Origin of the sequence: Methanosarcina sp. UBA5 (assembly GCF_002505485.1) — an archaeon.
In the GTDB taxonomy this organism is placed as follows: domain Archaea; phylum Halobacteriota; class Methanosarcinia; order Methanosarcinales; family Methanosarcinaceae; genus Methanosarcina.
Window position 1 is genome coordinate 5,123 of the sequence record NZ_DAVG01000114.1, and the last position, 23,332, is coordinate 28,454.

Consider the following 23,332-nt stretch of genomic DNA (forward strand, 5'->3'; position numbering starts at 1 on the left):
GAACCTGAGAATAATACTTCTTCCGCAGATAACTATTTACTTGAGGCTTCTTCGGGTACCGGGGGCAGTATTTCTCCCTCAGGAAAAACGTATGTGTTTGGCGGCAGCAACGTAACCTTCAATATGACGCCTGATGCAAATTATAAAGTTCTTGACGTGCTGGTGGATGGGGCATCCGTAGGACCGGTCTCCAAATACACCTTCAATAATGTGTCCTCCAACCACAGCATCCATGTGAATTTTACCGTGAATTTTACTGTTATAAACAACAATACGGTTGTACCTAAGGGAAACTTCACGGTCAATGCAACTGTGCTTGGTGCTGCTTTTATTAGAAAAGCTAAGGTGCATGGTGAAGAAAAAATGGTACCGTTTCCGATTACTTGCCGCCTCAAGGTAGGGGACCATATTGAAGATCCCTGGGGAGATTACACGAATCCATCGAAAGGGAATATCAATGATGGAGAAAATCCTAGTTTATGGGAGTCTCGAATTTCCTTTAATGCAAATACGCCTGTAACGGTCGAGGCTTGCTCCTGGGAATATAATAAACGAGATAAAATCCTTACAGTTAACACTTCGACTAATTCGCCCAATTTGAAGGTTCTCAAGAACGGAGACCGTGTTCCTGATATCCCTGGATTTCAAGGTCAGGACTCAATTGAAGACTTTGTGAAGGGCTATATCAAGAACGGTAGTATTAAGCTCAAAGAAAATGAAGCTATATATCTTTTTGAGCTGGGCAATACAAACCTGAAAAGCGATGGTGCTGATTTTCAGGACCTTGTCGTTTTGATTTCAGTAAACGGAGCAGATACCCCACAGTCTGCAGTCAAGTCTCAAGATGTAGTCTCCTCTCAGGAGCCAGTTTCGTCTCAGGAGACAAGTTCCCTCTCAGGAGGCAGTTCCCTCCCAGGGGCCAGTTTCCTCTCAGGAATCAGTTCCTTCTCAGGAGGCAGTTCTCTCTCAGGAGGCAGTTCCCTCCCAGGGGCCAATTTCCTCTCAGGAATCAGTTCCTTCTCAGGAGGCAATTCTCTCTCAGGAGCTAGTTCTCAAGATACAATCTACAAGTTCGTAATCGAGCACCGTGGGGGAGATACAATTAATTTCAAATCTACTGATGAAACAAAGGTTATACTTCAGAAAGGAGATGATCAACGTTACCTCAATTTCACGGAGCTTGGAGTCTTCAAAAGTGGAGATAGAGTCATTTTGATCCCTAAAGAGTACGGCAATAATACACAGCTTTACTTTAATCAAGGGGATCAACTGGTTATCAAAATCGTGGATGTCCCAAGCAAATCCTTAATCTACTCCAGAAGCATCACAGTTAAATGAAGTCTATTAATGGAGCTGACCTTTAAGGACTCAGCTCCAAAAATAGAATTATGGTTTTTGGTTCCCGTGTTATCATGAAGCAGCTTGCTATTTAATTTATATTCTTCTGGATCAAGATATGAATGTAAACTGCCTACTTATGCGTGCGCTCGCTTAACTCTTCTATATGCTCATAAGGTTGGCTGTGGGCAGAATGTTTATTTTTCCGTAAAATCATATATCTTAAAAGTTGGTAGTTTGAAAATTCTAAATTAGGAAAACGGAATTTACTCATTGTACAAAAAATTAACTTTAAATTTACAGTAAATTAGCGAGACTGCCGAAATATGCCACAACTTCGAAAATACACTACGAATAAATGGATTAATGATATAGAAAGCAGAAATATAAGCAATGATTATGTAATTGGCAGTTTTCTTGTTTTGGTCTCACTATTGTTTTTTTCGGGTAATCTCAAATAGGTTTTAAATAACAAAACCCACTCATCAAGTAAAAGTAAATCCTCTTCTGTATCTTATGTTAGTTGGATTTTGCTTTTATCCGGAAGACATAATAAATTAGAAAACTGACATCAAATGAGTTTAGAAAGCTAACAATGTTCCTTTAACAATATCTCCAGAAACATTTAAAATTTTTAAAAGTCATTCCTGAATTATCGGCAGACAAGAAAGTCACTAAAAAATCGGAAATTGGGAGATCCCAGGTTAAACGTATGACGCAGAAGAACGGATATATGCAGTATTTTACAAAACAGAGTTGCTACCCTAACCAGGCAGAAGCCATGGAGAAAATTCATTCGGCTCTCCTGAGTGAAAAAATCGTACTCTTTGAGGGGGCATGCGGGACAGGCAAGACATTGAGTGCACTTGCTCCTGCATTGAGTGTGGGGAAAAGACTCAACAAGGTCGTTATTATAGTCACCAATGTCCATCAGCAGATGGTTCAGTTTATAAGTGAGGCAAGAGAGATTTCCCGTGACAACGACATAAAAACAATCGTTTTCAAGGGCAAGACTTCAATGTGCCCTGAAAATCTCGATTACGAAGAATGCAGGCTTAAAGGGGAAAATACATATGACCTCCTTGACCTTGAGCGAGAAGTATCTTCAAAAGAAAAAGAGCTCAAAGATGCCTATGAGAAATACAAACGGACAAAAGACCCTGCCCTCTATAACCTGAGAACTGAGCTTGAAAAAGAACTTGAAGAAACTAAGAAAAAAGCTCGGGCTTTGAGGAATAATTCCTGCCCGGAGTTATATGAAGTCCTCAAATTTGAAGGTAACGAATTTTCCAACTGGCTTTTTTCCGATGTAAGGAGCCCGGAAGAAATCCTGGAGTATGCCGAAGACCGGGATATGTGCGGGTATGAACTGCTTAAAAAAGAACTCAAAAACGCCGAACTTCTAATCTGCAATTTTCATCACGTCCTCAGCGCCGACATTTTCATGATGCTGCTTAAATGGCTCGAACGCGACCCTGAAGATATTATCCTGATTTTTGACGAGGCGCATAATATTGAGGCTTCTGCCCGTTCCCATTCATCAATAATGCTCTCGGAACTGACTATCGAAAAAGCCCTTTCGGAAGTAGGCGAGACTCCCGAATCTGACAATTCCCTTATGTTCGGGAAAGAAACTGGTTCAGGAGGCGGCATTCCCCTTGACCAGGACTATGCGGCCCGGCTATATGCGAAAAAGCTGTTTACCTGCCTCCTGACCGCTCTCAGGGATACATACGACGCGAAATTGAAATTTGGGGAAAAGAACAGGCTTGGAAAGCGCTGGCAGGATATTCAGATAAGTGATCCTTATGAGCGCCTTGACATCCTGAAAGCTCGCTTTTTGCGGGAAGCGATAAAGGAAGGTTTTGCGGATGAAGAAAAGGTCCTGACCCGGCTGCGGGAGATTGGCGATTTCGGAGGAAGGATGGAAGAGATTTATGCGGAAAATTACAAAAAAGGGCTTCTTGCGGTTCCTAAACGTTCCCAGATCCGGTATGTTGCCGACTTTTTATCTTCTTATCTCGTACTTTCGGACAGGCAAAACTACTATCCAATTCTGAACGTGCGCAGGGATTTCAAAAGCGACAGGATCGCCGGCAGGATCGAGCTTTTCACATGCATTCCTAAAAACGTGACCCAGCCCTTGCTTGATTCCGTTTATTCGGCAGTGCTCATGTCGGCTACACTCCGACCCTTCGAAATGATAAAATCCACGCTTGGCATCTCAAGGGAAATGGAAGAGATTTCCTACGGCACGACATTTCCCAGGGAAAGAAGGCTTACTCTTGCGGTTTCCATCCCTCCCCTTTTTGCAAAGAACCGGGACAGCCCGGACACGCTTGAGAACGTGAAAGAAACCCTGCTTGCAGCTACTGTTGCGTCGCCCGGAAACGTGATTATTTACTTCCAGAGCTATGCTGAAGCGCTCCGCTATACCAAACTCCTTGAGCCTGAACTTTCTATTCCTATTTTCCTTGATGAGACAGGGGTTTCAGCTCAGGAGATCCGAAAGGAATTTTTCAAAATCGGAGAGCAGGGAGGAAAAGCTTTACTTATAACCTATCTCTGGGGAACGCTAAGTGAAGGCGTTGATTTCAGAGATTCCAGAGGCAGGACAGTGATTGTAGTGGGAATTGGGTATCCGGCCCTAAACGACCGAATTAAGGCTGTTGAGTCTGCTTATGATGCGATTTTCGGCTGTGGGGAAGGCTGGGAGTTTGCAGTTCAGGTACCTACAATCAGGAAGGTCAGACAGGCAATGGGAAGGGTGGTGCGTTCTCCGGAAGACTACGGGGTAAGGATCCTCCTTGATTCACGCTATCAGAGTTCCCAGGTGCGTAAACTCGGTAAATTTTCGGTTTTTGACTATTTTCCGCCTGAAGAAAAGATAGAGTTCATTGATATTGCACCCAGGGACGTGGGAAGCCTTGTGGAAGAATTTTTTGCACGCGTCACGTCTAGTAATCTTGAAAAAAATGAGTCGGAATCTCAGGCTTCAAGTCGTGTGGATTTCGGGAACCTTGCTGAAAAGCTTTGAAAGCCTTTGAGGTAAATACTAAAATTCAAACTGTTTAGAACAACTGTTTGATATCTTAAAACTATTTGGGAACGGCGTTGTTATCTGATATTGTTATCTAATAAAAGAAGAGTTGCCTGTCGTTCATATTTTGGACTTCAGGCATTTAATTGTTTATCAAAAAGGTTTTTGCAACTTGGTTTTATGAATTTTTCACTTATGTTACTTTTATATAAGCTGATTTAGTCTTGGTGTTGCTGCCTGCCGCATTGGTTGCTGTAAGTTTAACAGTATAAGTTCCTGCAGCTGAATATGTATGCTTTGGGCTTTTTTCTGTTGAAGATTTCCCATCTCCAAAATTCCATTTCCATGAGGTTGGCGATCCTTTGCTGGTCTCCGTAAATGTTACCTTTAATGGGGCTTTTCCTGAACGCGGTGAACCCCAGAAATCTGCAGTCGGAGTCTGTGAAGTTACTGTCACTGTGATATAATTAGATCTCATCTTAATATTACTGCCTGCCGCATTGGTCGCTGTAAGTGCCACGGTGTAATTCCCTACTTTGGAATACTTATGCGTTGGATTCTGCAAGGTTGAGGATGTCCCGTCTCCAAAACTCCATTTCCATTTAGTTGGTGAGCCTGTACTTTTGTCGGTAAAAGCAACAGTTAATGGTGCTTTTCCTGAGACCGGCGAACCTTCAAAGTTTGCAACCGGCTTTGTCGGAGTTGTTACTACTTTTATATATCCGGTTTTTTTTAATGTATTACTGCCTGCCGCATTGCTTACTGTAAGTGCCACGGTGTAATTCCCTGCTTTGGAATACTTATGCATTGGATTCTGCAAGGTTGAGGATGTCCCGTCTCCAAAACTCCATTTCCATTTGGTCGGTGTCCCTGTGCTTTTGTCAGTAAATGTCACATTCAAAGGCGCGGCTCCTGAGGTTGGAGATGCAGAAAAAGCAGCAACCGGTTTTTTCGACTCGGGTTTATATATAACTAGAGGAAGGTTGTCAGAATAGATGCTGCCTGCTATATTTTTGTATGCGGAATCAGAAATTCCGTCACTATTCTTATCTATTGCGGTATTGGAAAATCCTGTACCATCAGGTTTTCCCCAGAAGTTGCCTCCTATATAAGGGCCGCCTACAATGTTAGTACCTGCGGTTTTTTTAGTGTTAAGTACGTTTCCGATTCCGTTTGTGATAGTTACAGTGTCATTGAAATAATTGTTGTAAATCTGATTAGTGTCGCATCTAGGACACATAGAAAACCCATAAACATCGTTGTCTCGAATGGTATTGCCTGATAATATGTTGCCATCAGAGTTACCAAAATGGATCCCACGACCGTTACTAAAAGCCGTATTTCCTGAAAGGATATTGTCTGTTGCAGTTCCAAGCGCAATTCCATATTGTAGATTATTCGTAGCCGTATTCTTTGAGAGTTTGTCCACTTTGGAACGCAGGACATAAATTCCATAACAGTTGTTCAAAAGCTTGTTGTTCTCGATTATGCAGTTACTGCACGAAGACAGACAGATTCCTGCATAGCCGGACCGTGTTGCTCCTACAGCCTTAAATCCAGATATCTTTATATTTTCTCCCTGCAGTAGGAGTACATTGGCACCCGAATTTTTAGCTTTTATTATTGTATTATCAGGGTTCCCAGATTCTGACCGAATTGTAAGATCATCTTTAGTTACTATGACATTTTCGGTATAGGTTCCGGGCTTTACAGTTATTATATCACCTGAACCTGAATTATTTACAGCTTGTTGAATCGAACTTCCTGGCTGCACTATAATCTCAGCCGCAGCTCCAGGGCCTGATATTAATGCTAATATAAAAATAGCTACTAATAAGGTGGTTAATGTTTTTATTTTAATTCCTCCGTCCACTAAAAGAAGTTTTGAGTGAAACATTAATTGTAATTGTAAGAAGTTTACACTGAATGCCAATGTGAATGCTCGAATGCAAGGGCATTCTCTTATTCAAAGAATTTGCTTACATTTCGTAAAATTCTTAAAGTAAAACCCTTTAGTTGAGCGGGAATTCAAATAATATAATATAAATGTGCTGAAATGATGCTAAATCGAATAAATTGAATCTAAAAAATATTGCTTATGTAAATTCTATATTCGGATAATCCAGGCCACTTAACTTAATAGAATATCTTATTTGTAGGATCTTGACTTATTTTTATTCAACTATTCATTACTCCCAAAATAAGTGAAGCTTAACTTTGAGTTGCCCATGTAAATGAATAATAGTTCTTAAAAACAGTAAAAATAGGTTATTCTCCTGAAATTAGAAATGGATTTAAATTCGTAGATGCAGAATTACTCAAATATGATTAAATCTAAACTTGATCTATCCAAAATCAGATTAAAAATAAAAAAATACAAAACCTTTATCATCGTCATATACGAAACAATATACAAAAAGGGGATGAAAAGCTGGGTGTAGAAGCCACTATCAAAGAAATCGCAGGTGAACTTGAGAGGATTGCGACTACCAAAACCGTAGTCGGAGACCCTATTACTGCTTCAGGGAAAACAATTATTCCAATTTCAAGGATTATTATGGGTTTTGGAGCAGGTGGAGGAGAAGGCAAGAAAGACACTGAATCGGGATATGGAGGAGGTGGGGGGGCAGGTGCGAAGATAGAGCCTGTGGCATTCATTATGCTTTCAGAAGAAGAAGCCAGAATCTTCCGAATCTCTGAACGAAGCGACGCCGGGTCGATCCTTAGCTCAATTCCTGAGCTTGTGCCTGAGATAATGGACAAGCTCAAAGGCATGAGAGGCAAGAGCAAAAAAGAAGAGATATTGCAGGAACAGGAAGCTAAAGGAAAAGAAACTCCGGAAAAGGAAACTGTAAAAGAAACCGAAATCAAGATAGAAGAAGGGGGATGTTTCCACTAAAGTTTCCACCGAATTTCTGGAACTAAAACCTGTTTAAGGAATTTTCCAGGGAGCGGAATTAAAAAGTCTGGGTTTTCAGGATAGTCAGGACTATCCTCTTCTTCCTAACCTGTTAATATGCTGGTAATTACTCTTCTTCTGCTGGTTTTCCTGTTCATTTTATTTATAATTCTTACAGCAATAGGTCTCACTTTCAAGCTTAAGGTTCTAAGTCTGGAAGAAAAGAAAGAACTTAGAGGCGTATTCACTGTAAAATGGCTACTCTTTTCCCATACCTTTTCCTTCGAGGAACCCGGGGAAAGCGAAAGCCTTCCCGAAGAACCGGAGAAATTGAAAAAGGACAAAACAATAAAAGAGGATCAAAGTGAGATCGTTCTGCAGGAAACTGAAAAGGCACGAGTCACTACAGAAACACAGGGTAAGGCTGAAGTGAAGAAAAAAAGGAAGATTGAAGAAAAAGAGGCTGAAGAAAAAAGAATAGAGGTGATTAAGAGTAAAGAAAAAAGAATAGAAGAGAATGAAAGTAAAGAAAATAGAATAGAAAGTGATGAGGGTAAAGAAAAAAGAAAGATGATAAATGAGGATAACGAAAAAAGAATAGAAATAAATGAGATGAAAGAAAAACAAGGCATAATTGCAAAGATAAGAGGAAAAAAGAAGCCCGAAACTGAAGAAGCTCCAGAATCAGAGATGACTACCAGAGAAAAACTTCACTGGGGCCTGGAGGCATACAAATCTCTCAGAAGACCTCTGTTTCGACTATTTTCCGATTTGCTAAACGGGATAAAAATTAAGCGTCTGGAGTCTTACATGACTTTTGGGCTTGCTGATCCTGCAGATACTGGCATACTTTGTGGGTGTATACATGCTGTTGCTGGAATGGCCTACAGCCGTTGCAGGCATTGCAGTTTTTCCATTAACCCTGTATTTATGAATCCAATGATGGATTTCCGCGGGGAGATTGAGATTCGTGTAAGAATATATTCTCTAATTTTTCCAATGCTCAAATTTATATTTAACGGGAAAACTTTATCTTTTACTTATTCGATTATAAAGGAAAAACTTTGGGGAAAAAGGAAGTTTCTCTCCTGAGATCGCGGAAGTTTAATTCTTAAGCTAGCGAAACTTAATTTTTCAAGTTAACGGAAGTCTAATTCCTAAGCTTTATGAATAGGTAATGAGGATACAGATAGACATGATTAGAGTAGCGTCTCCATCCAGACTGCATCTTACCCTGATAGACCTCAATGCAGAGCTAGGCAGGGTTGATGGAGGAGCAGGAATCACCCTGGAGTCTCCCGGCCTGGAAATTTCCGCAACTGAAGCTGATACCATAGAAGTCATCGGTAATTCTCTTCTCGCAGGCAGAATGCAAAAAGCTGCACAGGCTCTTCTTCCGGCGGGAAAAGGAATAAAACTCCAGATTAAAGATAGTCTTCCTGATCATGTAGGGCTCGGTTCTGGGACCCAGGCTGCACTGTCAACAGCAGTGGCCATAGACAGGATTTATGGGCTTGGGAAAAGCGTTAGGGAACTTGCAGTTGCTGTCGGCAGGGGTGGCACATCCGGAATAGGGGTTGCTGCTTTTGAAAATGGCGGCTTTATTCTGGATGGGGGACATAAATTCAAGGATAAAGGTGCATTTTCTCCTTCTTCAGCCAGCCGTGTACCTCCTGGCCCTGTCCTTTTCAGAAGAGACTTTCCTGACTGGCCTATTGTCCTTGTAATTCCCAATGGACAAGGAGCTCATGATACTGAAGAAGTTGATCTTTTCAAAAAGTTTTGTCCAATTCCCCTTGCCGAGGTTCAGGAAGTTTGCCACGTAATCCTCATGCAGATGCTTCCTGCGCTTGTCGAGGAAGACCTGGAGAGTTTCGGTAAGGCAATTAATCATCTCCAGACTGTAGGTTTTAAGAGAAGGGAAGTTGAACTTCAATCGAAGCCTGTTCTGGATATCAAGAATTACATGCATGATAACGGAGCAAGCGGCTCAGGCGTCAGTTCTTTCGGACCGGTAGTTTATGGCATTGTCGGAAATGTCGCGGAAGGCAAAAAGCTCCAGCAGGAAACTCAGCGCATGCTTGATGAGTCCCTTGGCGGGAGAGTTCTGCTCACAAAGGCAAGGAATCGGGGTGCGGACATCTACGGAGGGCCGGATTGAAAATCAATACCTGGTTTGGAATTCTTGAAACCGACAGAGCCGGAGAAATTCTGGAATCCAGTCTTCTTTCAAAAGACATCCGGGAGCTTGCCCTGCATTCGCTTTCTTTAAGGGACAGCAGGTCGAATTTCCCTCCTGAAGGCTTTGACCTCAAAACTGCGGCTCTCAAATCCGGGTTTGCAGAATCCCCTGCTGAATATTACTCTCTTTTGCACGAAGTTACTCTGGAAGCTGCAAAACTTCAGGTCTCAGGCGCTCTTACTCCTGACCAGCGAATTATTCAGGCTGTAGAAGCCCTGGATGATATCAATGAAACAACAAACGCCCTGTCGGAAAGGCTTTTTGAATGGTATGGAGGTTATTTCCCGGAAAGCGGGTTAGGCGGAGAAGACCTTGCACTTTTTATCGCAAAATATGGTTCCCGTGAAAATGTCAGTTCTGAAGACCCGCTTTATTCGAAAGCCAGAAACTCGATGGGTGCAAAACTTGAACCTGCCGATGAAGCACTCCTTAAAGGTTTTGCAGAAAATGTGTGCAGCCTCTATGAACGGAGGCGGCAAATCGAGGCTTATATTGAGAACAGCATGGAACTGGTTGCCCCTAACCTGAAACTTGTTTCAGGCCCAATGCTTGGGGCAAGGTTGATAAGTCTGGCAGGAAGCCTCGAAAAACTTGCTGAGTTTCCCTCCAGCACCATTCAGGTTATAGGAGCCAGCAAGGCCCTTTTCAAGCACCTCAGGGCTCGTGCTCCATCTCCTAAGCACGGAATCATCTACAGCCACCCCCTAATAAATACAGCGCCGTGGTGGGTAAGGGGAAAGGTATCAAGAGCAGTTGCGTCAAAGCTTTCCCTTGCTGCACGCATTGATTTTTATTCAGGGGAAAAAAATCCCTCTCTTACGGAAAGACTTGAAGCGAAAGTCCTGCAGATAAGGACTTTGAACCCCAGGCCTCCTCAAAAAAGGCAGGAAAGCGGAGCAAAGCCAAAAAAAAGGAGGAGAAAGTAAATGCCTGAAGTAAAAAAGCTGTCAGATGGGATCTTTGAAGTTATAAAAGACAAAAAACATCTTGCTACAAAGAACCTTGACCCTGGAAAAAACGTTTATGGAGAAAAACTGATCCCGGTTGAAGGGGTTGAGTACCGGACCTGGGACCCTCGCAGGAGCAAGTTAGGAGCCATGGTCCTGAAAAAATTCAATATCACCCTTAAGAAAGATTCTAAGGTGCTCTACCTCGGGGCGGCTTCAGGCACAACGGTAAGTCATGTTTCAGATATCATTTCGGAAGGTGCGGTTTATGCTGTTGAATTTGCCCCAAGAAGCATGAGAGATCTTATAGGACTCGCATCAAGGCGGAAAAATATCCACCCAATTCTAGCTGATGCGGGAAAACCGGACAGTTACTCTCATCTCGTTGAGCCTGTAGATATTATTTTCCAGGACGTTGCACAGCCCAACCAGGCCGAGATCGCTGCAAGGAACGCGATCCGTTTTTTAAAAAAAGATGGATATCTCCTGCTTTCCATCAAAGCGCGGAGCATCGATACTGCAGCAAACCCTAAAGAGGTTTTTAAGGCAGAGATGAAGAAACTCGAACAGGCTTTTGAGCCCGGATTTGAGATTCTTAATGCAAAGGACCTGAAGCCCTATCATGAAGACCATCTTGGAGTTCTGGCAAAGTTGAAGTGACACGCCCGTTTTTCAGGAATTTTTCGAGATTTTTACCTTCTGATATTTACCAGCAATCTTTTTTTCGTTACGGGCACCAGCTTTTTCCACTCTACGACGGCATCTTCGTAAAACTCATATTCGTCTACAGTCTTATCCGAGAATTTGCCATCCACTTCATATATATAAAATCCCTCTTCCCCATCCGTAGAAACAACCTTAACTCTGTCTCCCATTTTCTTAACTTCCACGGCAGCCACGCTTTTAAGGGCTTCAAGCAGAGTCGTACCCTGTTCAACCTCAAGCCTCCTGTTTTCTGCAAAGCGGTCCAGAAAAGAATAGACGTTGTTAAGTTTTATTCCTATCATATGAGTATTTCCGATCTTTTTTCTTTCTATAAGTTCGGCTTTTTCTAATATTTTCACATGTTTAGCAGCCACAGGCACGGAAATCCCTATTTCTCTTGCCAGGCCGGATATATGCATATCTCCTTCACTCAGGTGTTCAAGAATTGAAAGTCGTGTGTCACTTGAAATCGCCTTGAAAAGGTTTTCTCTGCCTCCGTTCAGTCCAGAATCCCGCATAACGTTTACTACCATGATGAGCTCTATTTTATCTCAAATACTTATAATTATTGTTTTTATTAGAACAAGTAAAGTAAACTATTCGATCTTTTCATTGCTTTTTTTATTTTTAATTTTAGCAAATTTACTTTAATTACAAATTTTTCTTTCCCTTTTTTCTAAAGCATTATCTTGTAAGCAGAGTGAATTTTTACATAATACTTGTTAAATATTAATTTTAATTTGATATCCACGTCACCTGATCTCGTTTTAAAAAGAGCACTATCTTATTATCTTAACTATCTTACTGTCTTAATATTTCCCGTGCCAGGATTTAACTTATTTATCTATCTTCTCCTTCTTCGGCAAGAAGCGTGGAGTAGTAAAACTCGTATTCTCAAAAATGCACTCAATGAGCCCTTATTACCCCAAAAGGTAACAAATATTACCCAAAAACCAGTTTTTATCTAATTCTACTATAGATGCTCAGAAGGTACTATGGACTCTACGGCATTAACTGTTATTGGTGTTTTGATAGGCATCCTTATCTTCGGGATTAAATCTGGAATAGGTTGTGGATTTTCAAACATAAATACACGAGAAATTTTGATAATTGGAGGCAGTTATTTTTTTCTGGCCTTCTTATTCGGAATAGTTGCTGATCACATAAATCTGGACGCCTTAGAGAAACTTTCTGAAATGGGTATGGAAGTTCATGTTTTTCTCTCCCTGCTCCTTATTGGAGCCGGAATTTACACCCAGAAAAAGTGGAATTCAGGAAAGGATGTTTCCAGACACACTTTCCTGGTTTTATCTATGCCCTGTCCGGTCTGCCTTGGGGCACTTGCTTTGTCCTGTATGCTGCTTTCAGCAAATCTCAACCTTTCCGGGATAAAAATAGGGTTTCTTGTGGGAACTGCTTTTTTTACATCAGTAGTGTTTTCTTCTTTCCTTTTCAGGATGGGAAAGGTCAGGATGGGAATAACTCCCGAAACCCTGGGAAGCGCCATGCTGATGCTTGGAATTTTTTATTTGTCAGGGGCAATGCTCATACCGGCATACATGCAAACAAAACAGATGAATATTGCCTCAACTGGCGGGGAAGAAACAGCAATATTTCCTCTTCTAATTTGTGGGGTCATTGCACTTGCTGGCTTTTTGTTGGAAAATATTAAGAGGTCTGATCAATGAGTTTAACGAGTTTTTTATTTGGAACGATGAATATCATTTCCTCGTCTTTGATGACCCCGGTGTTGATAATCCTGGGCATTCTTGTGCTTTCTACCTTGATGCAATTAGGAGAATTCCTTTCCGAGTATACAAAAAGGCATAGAGACTGGAACAGCCTGGAGACGAACTGTAAAAAAATCCAGAATGATCTCCAAAATACGGATTTTTCGGAAGCTTCCAGGACTCTTAAAAATATAAAACAAAATTACATGGTTACTTCCTTTGCAAGAGAGGCTGCAAAATATCTTGAAGGCAAGCAAATTCCCGCCATCGGGAAGCTCTCACAAGAATATGAGATTAAGATGGCGAAGCGTCTCGAATTTACAAAGATAATTTCTACAATTGGGCCTATGCTTGGACTCATGGCTACTCTGATCCCTTTAGGTCCTTGTCTACTGTATCTGACGGAAGGAGACATCCAATCCCTTGCAGAACACCTGAGAATTGCTTTTGCAGCGACCGTTGTCGGGCTTTTTGCGGCCACATTTGGCTATGTGTTTACGCAGATCCGGAGGCGCTGGTATTGGGAAGACATGTCGGATATTGATTCTATTCTGGATTCAATTGAGGAAAAGATGTTAGGATGAATGTATCTCTGGACAAGGAGGAAAAAATCATGCGAAAATCCAGAAAGTATAGGAGGCATGGCTTATTAAATGATTCTGATGACCAAAACCCCATGAGCGGAGTTATCAACATATTTGACGTGGCACTGGTTATGGTTATGGCTCTCACGGTTGTTATTGCTATGTCTCCTCAAATGCCCAGTATTGTGAGTGCCGGTAAAAACACTACAGTTGTAAAAAATCCTGAGTCTCAGAATATGCAGATTGTCATCAAGGAGGACGGAAAAGCCATAGAAACCCTAAACATGACCGATAAAATAGGTGGAGGTACAGGGGAAGTTTTGGGGACAGCATATAGGCTTGCCGATGGCAGGGTAATCTACGTACCTGATGATGGCAAAGGTAACGGTACATCCACTTCATCAGGCACATCCACTTCATCAGGTACGTCTCCACCATTTCGTACAATTAAAGTATCCGCTTCACGTGAATGATTTCAATAAAATAGGCGAATTTTATTTGTTATGGACTGAGCGATATGATTTATCCGGGATTTTGGAAAAAAATTAAATTTGTATTTGGAAAGCGGTGCCGAATAATAAGCACCGCATCTAATTCTTTATATTTTTTGACAGAGTAATCCCTTTTTAGAAATTCGGCTTATTGATAGTTTTTTCTATAATTTGAGTATAATTCGGGTCATATTTCATTAAAAACGCTACCTTCAGTCTTTTTATCCAAATAGCTAATAATCATGATCCAAAAACCTTGTTTTATGTATTTTATTCCCTAATGCTCCGAATGTTGAATCCATCATACAGAGTGGCTACTCATTGTCTTTAGAAAGTTCGGATTTTAACTGCATGTTATATCAAGAGCTTCCGATTTCATTTTTGATGTCTGATAGCTGTTTCTGTATCATTTCTAAGATTCACAACCTTTGATAATAAAATCATTCTGTGGGCCAGGCGTTCTGGTGATTTTTCTTCCGGGGTGTCCAAAGGTTCATGATGCAATATCTGGGGATAAGATGCGTACGGCACAAAGCAGGTTATTGGTCTTATGTGCAGTAGTCCTTCTACTGCTAGCACAGAATGTATCGGCTGGTGAAAATCAGGTAAATATTACTTTTATCTGTTATGACGGAAGCGCCCTTGCTGCAGCAGAGCAGTCCAATCTATATAATGCAAGTATAAATGTAACGTATATTTCGGGGTATTCCGACTTTAGCAATGTCACTTTTGAAAACCAGGACGTAATATTTACCTACATGCTCTCAACTCAGTTCAAGGATATCGGAGACGACCTTGAGAGAGCTCATGAAAACGGGACTGCTCTCATAGACATCACATCTATAATTGATCCGACATATATCAACACTTCAAGTTATGATAAGATTTTTGCCGGGACTACTCCATATAATTCTACCGAAGAGAAGTTCTTCTACAACATGGGTTCTAGAGGAGTCCTGAAGAAAAATGCAGAAAACTTCCTAATTTATCTAGCAAAAACGTATGGAGATAAAACAGAGCTAACGAAAAACTGGGTTTACGAGGATCCAATTGACTTCCCTGAAGCCGGACTTTACCATCCGGATGCTCGCTCTTCAACAAACGAGTCGGGCTGCGACTCGTTTGAAAACACTACTGATTACCTTGAATGGTACTCCAATGCAACTGAGTCTCGACATGCTTACGATAAGAGCAAGCCTACCATTGGAATATGGTTCCACGATTCTGATTATACCGGTGATAACCTTGAAGTCATAGACGCTCTTATCCGTGATCTGGAAGGAAAGGGCTGCAACGTAATTGCAGGTTTTGATACCTTCAATGACATCCACAAGTTTTACTTTGATAAAAACGGAGAACCTCTTGTCCAGTGCGTAATTTCTCTCAAGAGTTTCCGCTTGAATTACGAAGATCCTGATAAAGGTGTACAGGAGCTTGAAGACCTTGACGTTCCTGTGCTTACGGGATTGGTTGTTACAAACCCTGCGAATTCTACTGATATAGCTGACAACAATAGGGGTATCCCCAGTGAAGAGGTTGTATACAAGACCCTGCTCCCGAGCATTGATGGGATTTTCGAGTATATTGTAATTGGAATTGATAATTATGATTCCGCAACAGGCGAAAGCAACTATGAACCTCTGCCTTCTCAGATTGACTGGATGTCGAACAGGTCAATTAACTGGGCGGAGCTGAAGTTAAAGGAAAACAAAGACAAGAAAGTAGCTGTCATTTATTACAACTATCCTTCAGGAAAAGACAACATTGTAGCAAATTATCTCAACTCCACCCAGAGTATGCTGGAACTTCTCAATGCGATGAACGAAAGTGGGTATCAGGTCTCTGGAATTCCGGAAAACAACAGTAAACTCATGGAGATGATTCAGGCTCAAGGTATAAATGTAGGCTCCTGGGCTCCCGGTATTCTTAATGGGATGGTCGAAAACAGGACTGAGTGGGGACTGCAACTTATACCAATGGAGACTTACAAAGAGTGGTTTGAGTCTGAAATTCCGGAAAATCTAAGAGCCAATGTAACAGCTGAATGGGGAGAGCCCTGGTCCGAAGATCTGCCTCAAAATAAGAGTGTTATGATCTATGAGAATGAAACCGGAAAATACATTGTAATTCCTACAGTGCGTTTCGGGAATGTCTGGCTTATGCCTCAGCCTGCCAGGGGAACAGGACAAAATAATGACACCCTCTACCATAGCAGTGTTGTACCTCCCACACACCAGTACATAGCTTTCTACCTCTGGCTAAACCACGAATTCCAGCCTGATGCGCTTATTCATGTGGGAACTCACGGTACGCATGAATGGCTTCCAGGTTCTACTTACGGCATGAACCGGATTTCCGATTGGTCTCCTCTTCTGCTTCAGGACGTTCCGAATATTTATCCCTATATTGTTGCCAACGTGGGAGAAGGAATAACTGCTGAGTACAGGGGTAATGCTCTAATTATTGACCATCTGACTCCAACCCTTGAACGTAGCGGGCTTTATGGTGACTTACTAAATCTTTCAACTGATGTGGAGGAGTACTATGACCCTGGGATTTCCAATCAGACCCGAAAAGGATACCAGCAAGCCATAATTACCGAGATAGCATCACTTAACCTCAGCGTAGATCTAGGAATTGATAATGTAACGATTCTTCAAAATTACAGTGAAGAGGAATTTGATAACTTCGTCAAAAATACCCTTCATGAATATCTAGAAGATGTCGGAAATGAAAATATCCCATATGGGATGCATATTCTCAGCCATGTTCCTGCAACAAATATGACAGATCCTGAAAAAGATGAACTTACAGGAATGGTAAGATCTATGCTTGGAGGAAGCTTTGAGGATAATATCACTGGTGCTTTCTACCCTAAATCTGTTTATCCTCTCGGAATTCCGTTAAACGATACAAAAGTTACTAAACTTGTCTGGGAGGTAGTAACCAATAATACGAGCATTTCTAAGGCGCAGATTGCAGTTTATGGGAAAACTAACAGCACAGTTACACTTGATCTAGAACAGGGTCTGGATTATAAGGGCAGGCTTCTTGAATGTGACGTGGAAATTGACAGAATTCTTTCAGCCCTGAGCGGAGGCTTTATCCCACCAGGTTCCGGGTTGGATCCCATAATGAATCCGGACGCTGTACCTACAGGACGCAATTATTATAGTATAAATTCGAAACTCTATCCTTCGAAGGCAACGTGGGAAGTTGGAAAGTCTCTTGCAATCCAGTTACTTGAGGACTACTATATCGAACATGGGGAATATCCTGAAAAAGTTTCATTCTCAAGGTTCGGGGTGGAGTTTATTGCGGACCGCGGGACTCTGGAAGCCGAAGTGCTTTACCTTCTCGGGGTGCAGCCTGTCTGGGATGAGTATGGGTATGTGACCGGAGTTGAGGCTATCCCTGAGGATGAACTGCTACCGAATTATGATACTTCAAAGTCGGGAAGGCCGCGTATTGATATTGTCTACACAACTGCAGGAATGAGAGACGCTTTTCCGGATAAGATAAAGATGGTAGATAGCGCTGTGAAACTTGCAAGTTCTCTTCCTGGCATAAATTATCCCAACCACGTTAATAACAGTTCTCTTGCAATCTACAATTCCCTTGTTTCTGCAGGATACGACAACGAGACTGCAACAAAGCTCTCTACAATGCGCTGTTTTGCAGCAGCGGATGGGACCTATGAATTAGGGGTCTCAGATGCGGTCAGTGCAAGCGGGACATGGGAAGATGATGAAGCTATTGCAAACGTATACCTGGACAAAATGGGATATGCTTACGGCGAGGATTTCTGGGGCATACAGTCCAGAGAACTTCTTGAAGGCAACCTGAAAAGCGTTGAAGCGTCAGTACATTCATCCTCTTCAAACCTTTACGATTCCCTTGATAATGATGACTTTTTCCAGTACTTTGGTGGTATGAACCTGGCAACAAGGTACGTAAAGGGTGATGGGACTACTCCAGAAATGTATGTTTCGGATACCAGTGACCCGGATGAGGCTCAGATGATCGGAGTGCAGAAATACCTTAGCAAAGACTTGAGGTCCAGATATTTAAATGACAAGTGGATCGAAGGGATGCAAAGTGCCGGATACTCAGGTGGCAGCGTGATGTCCGATTTTGTGAACAACCTTTTCGGCTGGGAGGTAAGTGATCCTGACCTTGTGGACGATACTGTCTGGCAAGATGTGTATGAAACTTATGTTAATGATGCCTCTATGAGGGAATGGTTCAAGCAGAGTAATCCCGATGCTTATCAGTCTATGACAGGTAGAATGCTTGAAACTGTCAGACATGACTACTGGAAGCCCTCGGAAGATGTTATCGAAAGCCTTGCAACTGAATATGAAAAGTCTGTTGCTGAAAATGGAGCTTCATGTTGCCATCATACCTGTGGAAATCCCATGCTCAATGAGTTTGTAAATGGGATGGTCTCTGTTCCAGGTTACTCTGAGCAAATAGAAGCTGCAACTAAAACCGACACTCTGAAAACCGCTGAAGAAATCCAGAGCAGTGGAGGTAGTCATAACGGCTACAATGCTGGAAATTCTTCTATTGTATCAAAAGCCAGCCCATCTAGCAACCAGACATCTCAGGATTCGAATGGTGGATATGGTACAGATAACTCCGAAAATGCTCCTGAAAGTCAAAAATCGACAGATTCTAATTACGTGGAAGGCTATGAGATGCAGAATGAATCCGAGCAAAAACCAGAAAACAGCGGTATCTCTTTCTCTGGATCTGATATTTTCGGAATCCTTTTTGTAGTAGTAGCTGCAGGTGGAATTTACCTCGGATTCTGTAAAAAGAAACTGTAAATTAAATTCTAAAAAGGGTTTACCCTTTTTTCTTTTTCATCTGACTAAAAGGCTATTTATTTTGAGTGTAAACTTACTGATTTTCGGCACTAATTTTTTTCTTTTTTAGTCCGTTGTTTCCTCATCCTTTTCTTCAGTCTCTTTTATGTAGGGCTTAATATCCAGCACGGGTGTCCCGTTAATTGCATCAAGCCCTTTTAAATGGAGCACATTATCCTCCACTTTCAAAAGCTCTACAATGGTAAGCCCTATCCCATTAGGGCGGTAAGGACTCCGGCTGGCAAAAACTCCGGAAATCTCCCCGTCATAACGGCGGCGGTGGATGAGCTTATATCCTTTTGATTTGCTGAAGTAAAACAGGATGTACAGTTTCTCAAAATCTTCGATTCTATAAAGCCCATCGATAAACTCTTTCTTGAGGACTATCTTTGAGACTTTATTGTAGACCTCTTCATTGTATACCGGTTCAAGGTAGTCGTTTTCAACGTAGCCTACAGGAATCATTTCAATTCTTTCGGAGACCTCAGGAATTTCATTCATCTTTTGCCTCAAAACACGGAATGCAAACTATTTTTCCATTTTTAACCCTGCCCAGGGGTTCCATAAAACCTTCTCCACATTTACTGCAGACTAGGGTTGGGTAAATTACGGCTTTTTCAGGCGGCTCGATTTCCACTTCTTTGACCCAGAAAAGCTCTTCTTCTGGCATTTCCAGGATTCGTTGGCTTTTTGCATCGTGTAAAACCCGAAATTCTTTTGCCTCCTCAGGACTTGCAGTGCCTGCCCTCAATTTTGCGAATAGTGCAGTATGCTTTTCATCCTGAGGGAGAGCATCGGGCTTCAGGGAAATCCTCAGGGCTTTATTCTCCCCCCTTTTGAAGTACGTGTAAACGTGTTTCCCGTGATCCTTAAAAATAAGGTTCCCTTTCCCACAGGTACAGCCGTTTATTACCTGAATCGCATCCACGGCGCAGGACCGGTTTTCTACAATTGCGATCAGTTCTTCATCTTTACTGCGATCTTTGAAGTGTTTGGCGGCAAGTGTTGCTACCCTGTAACCAATGGAAAGTCCGGGGCAGACATGTCCATGAAACTGTACTGCAGTATCGAAATCCAAGTTTTTGACTCCTTGTTTTTTAACTCTTATTATTTCTATTGATTTTCGTGTTAGACTTTCATATTAAAAATGATTAACTTTGATGAAATAACTCCGTATTATTTGGATACTATTTATATGTTTTTTAATTGGTTAATATTACAAAAAAGCTCTCTCGTAATAAGAACAAACTTGCTTCCGAAATTTTATAAATAAAATATTTATTCTGCACTGTTTATCAGGTTTTATTCTTAAAGCGACAGAAAGGCCGAAGCCTGGTTTAAGAATTTTATGTTTGCTTAAACCTTGAAGGCAAATACAGATCGGGTTTGAGGTTATCCAATTAAAGTTTATAAACTGGACTCCGCTCACTTTATATAGTATGAATTTAAAGTAATCAACCTTCTCCTGAGAATATTATGAAGAAAACGACTTAGATAAATCCTATTCTACGTAAAATACTCCACGAACAATTATTATAATTGGGAGCCTTGTTTGCCACCTCTGATGGGCTCCCAATTGTGTGATTCAACCCCTACGATTAAGAGAAAAACCCCTTAACTCTTAACCGTTGACTTTCTCTTTATGTTATAGAGGTATATAACCTATACGACTTTGAAATTTTCGTCGCATTAAATTATTTAGCCACCTCAAAATCAGAATCGTCAGACTGAATAGCCTGTCTGAACATTCTATATTTATTTAACAACTTAAAGTTTTGCAGAAACCCATTAAATGGCTTTAAAATCAAAAGAGGGAACCACAATTGTTTATTTAACTAATAAATTATATTTAATGCCTATAAAATACTATTTTCAGATGCAAACATATACGAAATCTGATTACAAAAACGAATTAATGGTATATATATTTCAGAAATTAACATTCAATACAATCTTTTTCGATATATTACATAATATCATATATATTGATTATGTGTTGAAAATTTAATAATTGATTTCCACTTGATTGCAGGGATAAAATTAGTTTAATCATACTTAACCGATTAATAATACATTAAATAGTTTTTAAATTTATTTAAACAAATGATTTTACAAAAGATGCGTTAAAAAGATGCTTTATTATCAAACGATATTGAATAAGAAAAGTTTTACTGAATATCGCTAAACCTCGCTTTTATAAATTTTAATTTCACTTAAAGAACTTGTAATCTCGGGACGGCCAAATGTTTTTTAAGTATCTATCAGATTCCTATTTAAAAATTAAAACTTTCAGAAGAAGTACAGTTGAAAAATGAGGAAGATATTTATCAAATATCTGTATATATAACAAAAACATGAATAGCCCGCTTCTCGAATTGATTTTCCTTTCCGAAAAAAGGAAAGATCTTCTTTTATTTTTGAAGGATGGGCCCAAATCGATCTCAGAGATTAAAGAAAACCTGAATGTAGGTCTGGTGGCAATTCTCCCTCAACTAAAAAAGCTGAGGGAAAACTCCTTGATTTCAAAGACAGGCGACGTCTACAGCCTGGCTCCTCTTGGGATAGCGATAGCTGGTAGAATGAAGCAAATGACAGATGTCTTAAACGTCTTCGGAAGCAAATATGAATACTGGGCAAACCACTCAGTTGAGTCCATACCCGACCCTTTGCGGGAAAGAATAGGAGAGCTGGCTAGCTGCACGTTTTCTGAACCTCCTGATAGGACGCGACTCTTTGAACCTCACAGGGAATTTGTGGAAAACCTTATGAAATCAAAAAAAATAAGTGGTATTGCCTCGGTTTTTCACCCACTTTATCCATCTCTTTTCCTTACTTTTGCAAAAAATGGGGTGGATGTTTCTCTTCTTGTAACTCGTCCGATTTATAAAAGAATAAAAGAAGAGTACAGAGCAGAAATGAATGAATTTCTTAAATTTGAAAATGCCAGTTTTTATGTTTATGACAAAAAAATAGAAATCGCCTATGTAGTTACTGACAGATTCCTTTCCCTTACCCTACCTTTTTCGGACGGCACTTATGATCATAAAGAAGATGTCCTGTGCTTTGACCCGCAGGCTATTCAGTGGGGAGAAGACCTTTTTGCTTACTACAAGAAAATCTCGGACAAAATCACCGAAATCTAAATATCTTTTCGGATAGACCCCCGAACAGCCGGAAGATAGTTATAAATTGCACTCTTGCCATCCCTTATACTATGCAAAAAGTTCAGGAAACCGCAGAAAAAATCCGGACTATGGAGATCCGGGGCGCAGGCAGGATTGCAAAAGCCGCTGCTGAAGCTATCAGGGACTATGCCGCAGGGCTGGACGTAGCTTCAATTGAAGAATTCGGTGCCAGAATAAAAGAAGTCTCAAATTATCTTGTCAGTACCCGCCCGACCGCCGTTTCCCTTCCGAATGCCGTAAAACTCTCTTCAAAGTATTCTGCAACAAACGTGGAAGAAGCAAGGCAGGAAATCATTAAAAACGCAAACCTCTTTATCGAGAAAGCAGACAGGGCCCTTGAAAAAATCGGAAAAATCGGGTCAAGAAGAATTCAGGACGGGGATGTTATAATGACCCACTGTAACTCCCATGCTGCTCTTTCTATCATCACCACAGCCTTTAAAGACGGAAAGGATATCTCGGTAATTGCTACCGAAAGTCGCCCCAGGCGCCAGGGCTTATTGACAATTCGCCATCTCAACGATTTCGGGATTCCCACAACCCTGATCGTGGATTCTGCGGTGCGCTACTACATGAAAGAAGTTGATAAGGTCGTTGTCGGGGCTGATGCTATTGCAGCTAACGGCGCCCTTGTAAATAAGATAGGAACCTCCCAGCTTGCACTTGCCGCCCATGAGGCCAGAAAAAGCTTTATGGTCGCTGCCGAAACCTTCAAGTTTAGCCCTAGCACGATTGTCGGAAACCCCATAGAAATCGAAGAAAGAGCTGCAGATGAAGTTGTGGACCCTGCGGTTATTTCAGAGCTCTCTCACGTGAAGGTCAGAAATCCTGCTTTTGACTTTACTCCTGCCGAATACATAGATATGATCGTAACCGATATTGGAATCATACCCCCTGCAATGGCTTATACCGTTATAAAAGAGCATCTGGGCTGGGAGCTTGGAGAAATTTAAAAACAGATAATTTTTAATTTTTAGACAATCTTTATTTATTTTTACCTGAGGTTTTTAACCCTTCCTTAGCGCCTTTAATAATTTTTAATAACCCCTTCCGTAATCCTGAGTACCCTCGAACATTTCTTTATTCTTAACTTTTTGAACACTTTAAGGTAGGTTTTGGGTATAAATAACCGGTATTTTCCATAAAAACCACATATGAAAGCTCAGTCTCATTCCTCAATCATAATCTATTCAAAGAAATTTAATTAAAACGGAGAGTATTTTATGTTGTGACACAATTTAGATTATCAATTTTTTGAAGAATTATACAGTTCCCTCCCACAGGAATGTCTTATCATGCC

Annotated in this window: 17 protein-coding genes; 13 read left to right on the forward strand and 4 right to left on the reverse strand. The window is 41.1% G+C overall.

All coding sequences use genetic code 11. The annotated features are described in order from the left end of the window. Together BP621_RS14305 and BP621_RS14310 are read left to right on the forward strand one after the other, a co-directional pair. The coding region (locus tag BP621_RS14305) for a hypothetical protein (RefSeq protein WP_292391165.1) at positions 1–1,338 on the forward strand (1,338 nt) is incomplete at its 5' end. 712 nt (positions 1,339–2,050) lie between these two features. Further along, positions 2,051–4,375 (forward strand): ATP-dependent DNA helicase, encoded by a 2,325-nt coding sequence (locus BP621_RS14310; RefSeq protein WP_292391166.1) that lies wholly within the window; start codon positions 2,051–2,053, stop codon positions 4,373–4,375. Positions 4,376–4,571: 196 nt separating this feature from the next. On the opposite strand, the gene BP621_RS14315 is transcribed toward BP621_RS14310, so the two are convergent. Continuing rightward, entirely contained in the window at positions 4,572–6,251 is a 1,680-nt protein-coding gene (locus tag BP621_RS14315; protein ID WP_292391167.1) for a PKD domain-containing protein, read from the reverse strand. 639 nt (positions 6,252–6,890) lie between these two features. On the opposite strand from BP621_RS14315, the gene BP621_RS14320 reads away from it, so the two are divergent. The 5 genes from BP621_RS14320 to BP621_RS14340 all read left to right on the forward strand — a co-directional run bounded on the left by BP621_RS14320 (position 6,891) and on the right by BP621_RS14340 (position 11,126). Then, on the forward strand, positions 6,891–7,277 hold the full coding sequence (locus tag BP621_RS14320; RefSeq protein ID WP_292391298.1) for a GerW family sporulation protein: 387 nt from the start codon (positions 6,891–6,893) through the stop codon (positions 7,275–7,277). Positions 7,278–7,607: 330 nt separating this feature from the next. Continuing rightward, positions 7,608–8,369 carry a DUF2953 domain-containing protein gene (locus tag BP621_RS14325; RefSeq protein WP_292391168.1) on the forward strand — a complete coding sequence of 254 codons (762 nt, stop codon included), beginning with the start codon at positions 7,608–7,610 and terminating at the stop codon, positions 8,367–8,369. 103 nt (positions 8,370–8,472) lie between these two features. After that, positions 8,473–9,438 carry a beta-ribofuranosylaminobenzene 5'-phosphate synthase gene (locus tag BP621_RS14330; protein ID WP_292391170.1) on the forward strand — a complete coding sequence of 322 codons (966 nt, stop codon included), beginning with the start codon at positions 8,473–8,475 and terminating at the stop codon, positions 9,436–9,438. Beyond that, a complete protein-coding gene (locus BP621_RS14335; RefSeq protein ID WP_292391171.1) occupies positions 9,435–10,445 on the forward strand; it encodes an NOP5/NOP56 family protein in 1,011 nt (336 codons plus the stop codon). Before BP621_RS14330 ends, BP621_RS14335 begins: the two co-directional genes overlap by 4 nt. Continuing rightward, positions 10,446–11,126: a fibrillarin-like rRNA/tRNA 2'-O-methyltransferase gene (locus BP621_RS14340; RefSeq protein WP_292391173.1), complete on the forward strand. Its 681-nt coding sequence runs from the start codon at positions 10,446–10,448 to the stop codon at positions 11,124–11,126. Between the two features lie 32 nt (positions 11,127–11,158). Here BP621_RS14340 and BP621_RS14345 read toward each other — a convergent pair whose 3' ends face one another. Then, positions 11,159–11,704, reverse strand: coding sequence for a helix-turn-helix domain-containing protein (locus BP621_RS14345; RefSeq protein ID WP_292391175.1), 546 nt, complete (start codon positions 11,702–11,704; stop codon positions 11,159–11,161). 462 nt (positions 11,705–12,166) lie between these two features. On the opposite strand from BP621_RS14345, the gene BP621_RS14350 reads away from it, so the two are divergent. From BP621_RS14350 to BP621_RS14365, 4 genes are all read left to right on the forward strand, one after another. Then, positions 12,167–12,859 (forward strand): DUF2162 domain-containing protein, encoded by a 693-nt coding sequence (locus BP621_RS14350; RefSeq protein ID WP_292391176.1) that lies wholly within the window; start codon positions 12,167–12,169, stop codon positions 12,857–12,859. Next, positions 12,856–13,485 (forward strand): MotA/TolQ/ExbB proton channel family protein, encoded by a 630-nt coding sequence (locus BP621_RS14355; protein ID WP_394339313.1) that lies wholly within the window; start codon positions 12,856–12,858, stop codon positions 13,483–13,485. The genes BP621_RS14350 and BP621_RS14355 overlap by 4 nt, the downstream gene beginning before the upstream one ends. A gap of 29 nt (positions 13,486–13,514) precedes the next feature. Continuing rightward, entirely contained in the window at positions 13,515–13,958 is a 444-nt protein-coding gene (locus tag BP621_RS14360; protein ID WP_292391180.1) for a DUF2149 domain-containing protein, read from the forward strand. Between the two features lie 536 nt (positions 13,959–14,494). Then, positions 14,495–18,808 carry a cobaltochelatase subunit CobN gene (locus BP621_RS14365; protein WP_292391181.1) on the forward strand — a complete coding sequence of 1,438 codons (4,314 nt, stop codon included), beginning with the start codon at positions 14,495–14,497 and terminating at the stop codon, positions 18,806–18,808. Positions 18,809–18,913: 105 nt separating this feature from the next. Here BP621_RS14365 and tsaA read toward each other — a convergent pair whose 3' ends face one another. Beyond that, complete coding sequence (gene tsaA, locus BP621_RS14370) at positions 18,914–19,348, reverse strand: tRNA (N6-threonylcarbamoyladenosine(37)-N6)-methyltransferase TrmO (RefSeq protein WP_292391182.1); 435 nt, start codon at positions 19,346–19,348, stop codon at positions 18,914–18,916. Further along, complete coding sequence (locus tag BP621_RS14375; RefSeq protein ID WP_292391184.1) at positions 19,341–19,925, reverse strand: FmdE family protein; 585 nt, start codon at positions 19,923–19,925, stop codon at positions 19,341–19,343. The genes tsaA and BP621_RS14375 overlap by 8 nt, the downstream gene beginning before the upstream one ends. A 1,276-nt stretch (positions 19,926–21,201) precedes the next feature. Between BP621_RS14375 and BP621_RS14380 the strand changes: the two genes are divergently transcribed. Together BP621_RS14380 and BP621_RS14385 are read left to right on the forward strand one after the other, a co-directional pair. Beyond that, on the forward strand, positions 21,202–21,990 hold the full coding sequence (locus tag BP621_RS14380) for a helix-turn-helix transcriptional regulator (RefSeq protein WP_292391186.1): 789 nt from the start codon (positions 21,202–21,204) through the stop codon (positions 21,988–21,990). Between the two features lie 71 nt (positions 21,991–22,061). Further along, complete coding sequence (locus tag BP621_RS14385; RefSeq protein WP_292391188.1) at positions 22,062–22,985, forward strand: ribose 1,5-bisphosphate isomerase; 924 nt, start codon at positions 22,062–22,064, stop codon at positions 22,983–22,985. The last annotated feature ends 347 nt before the right edge of the window (positions 22,986–23,332 follow it).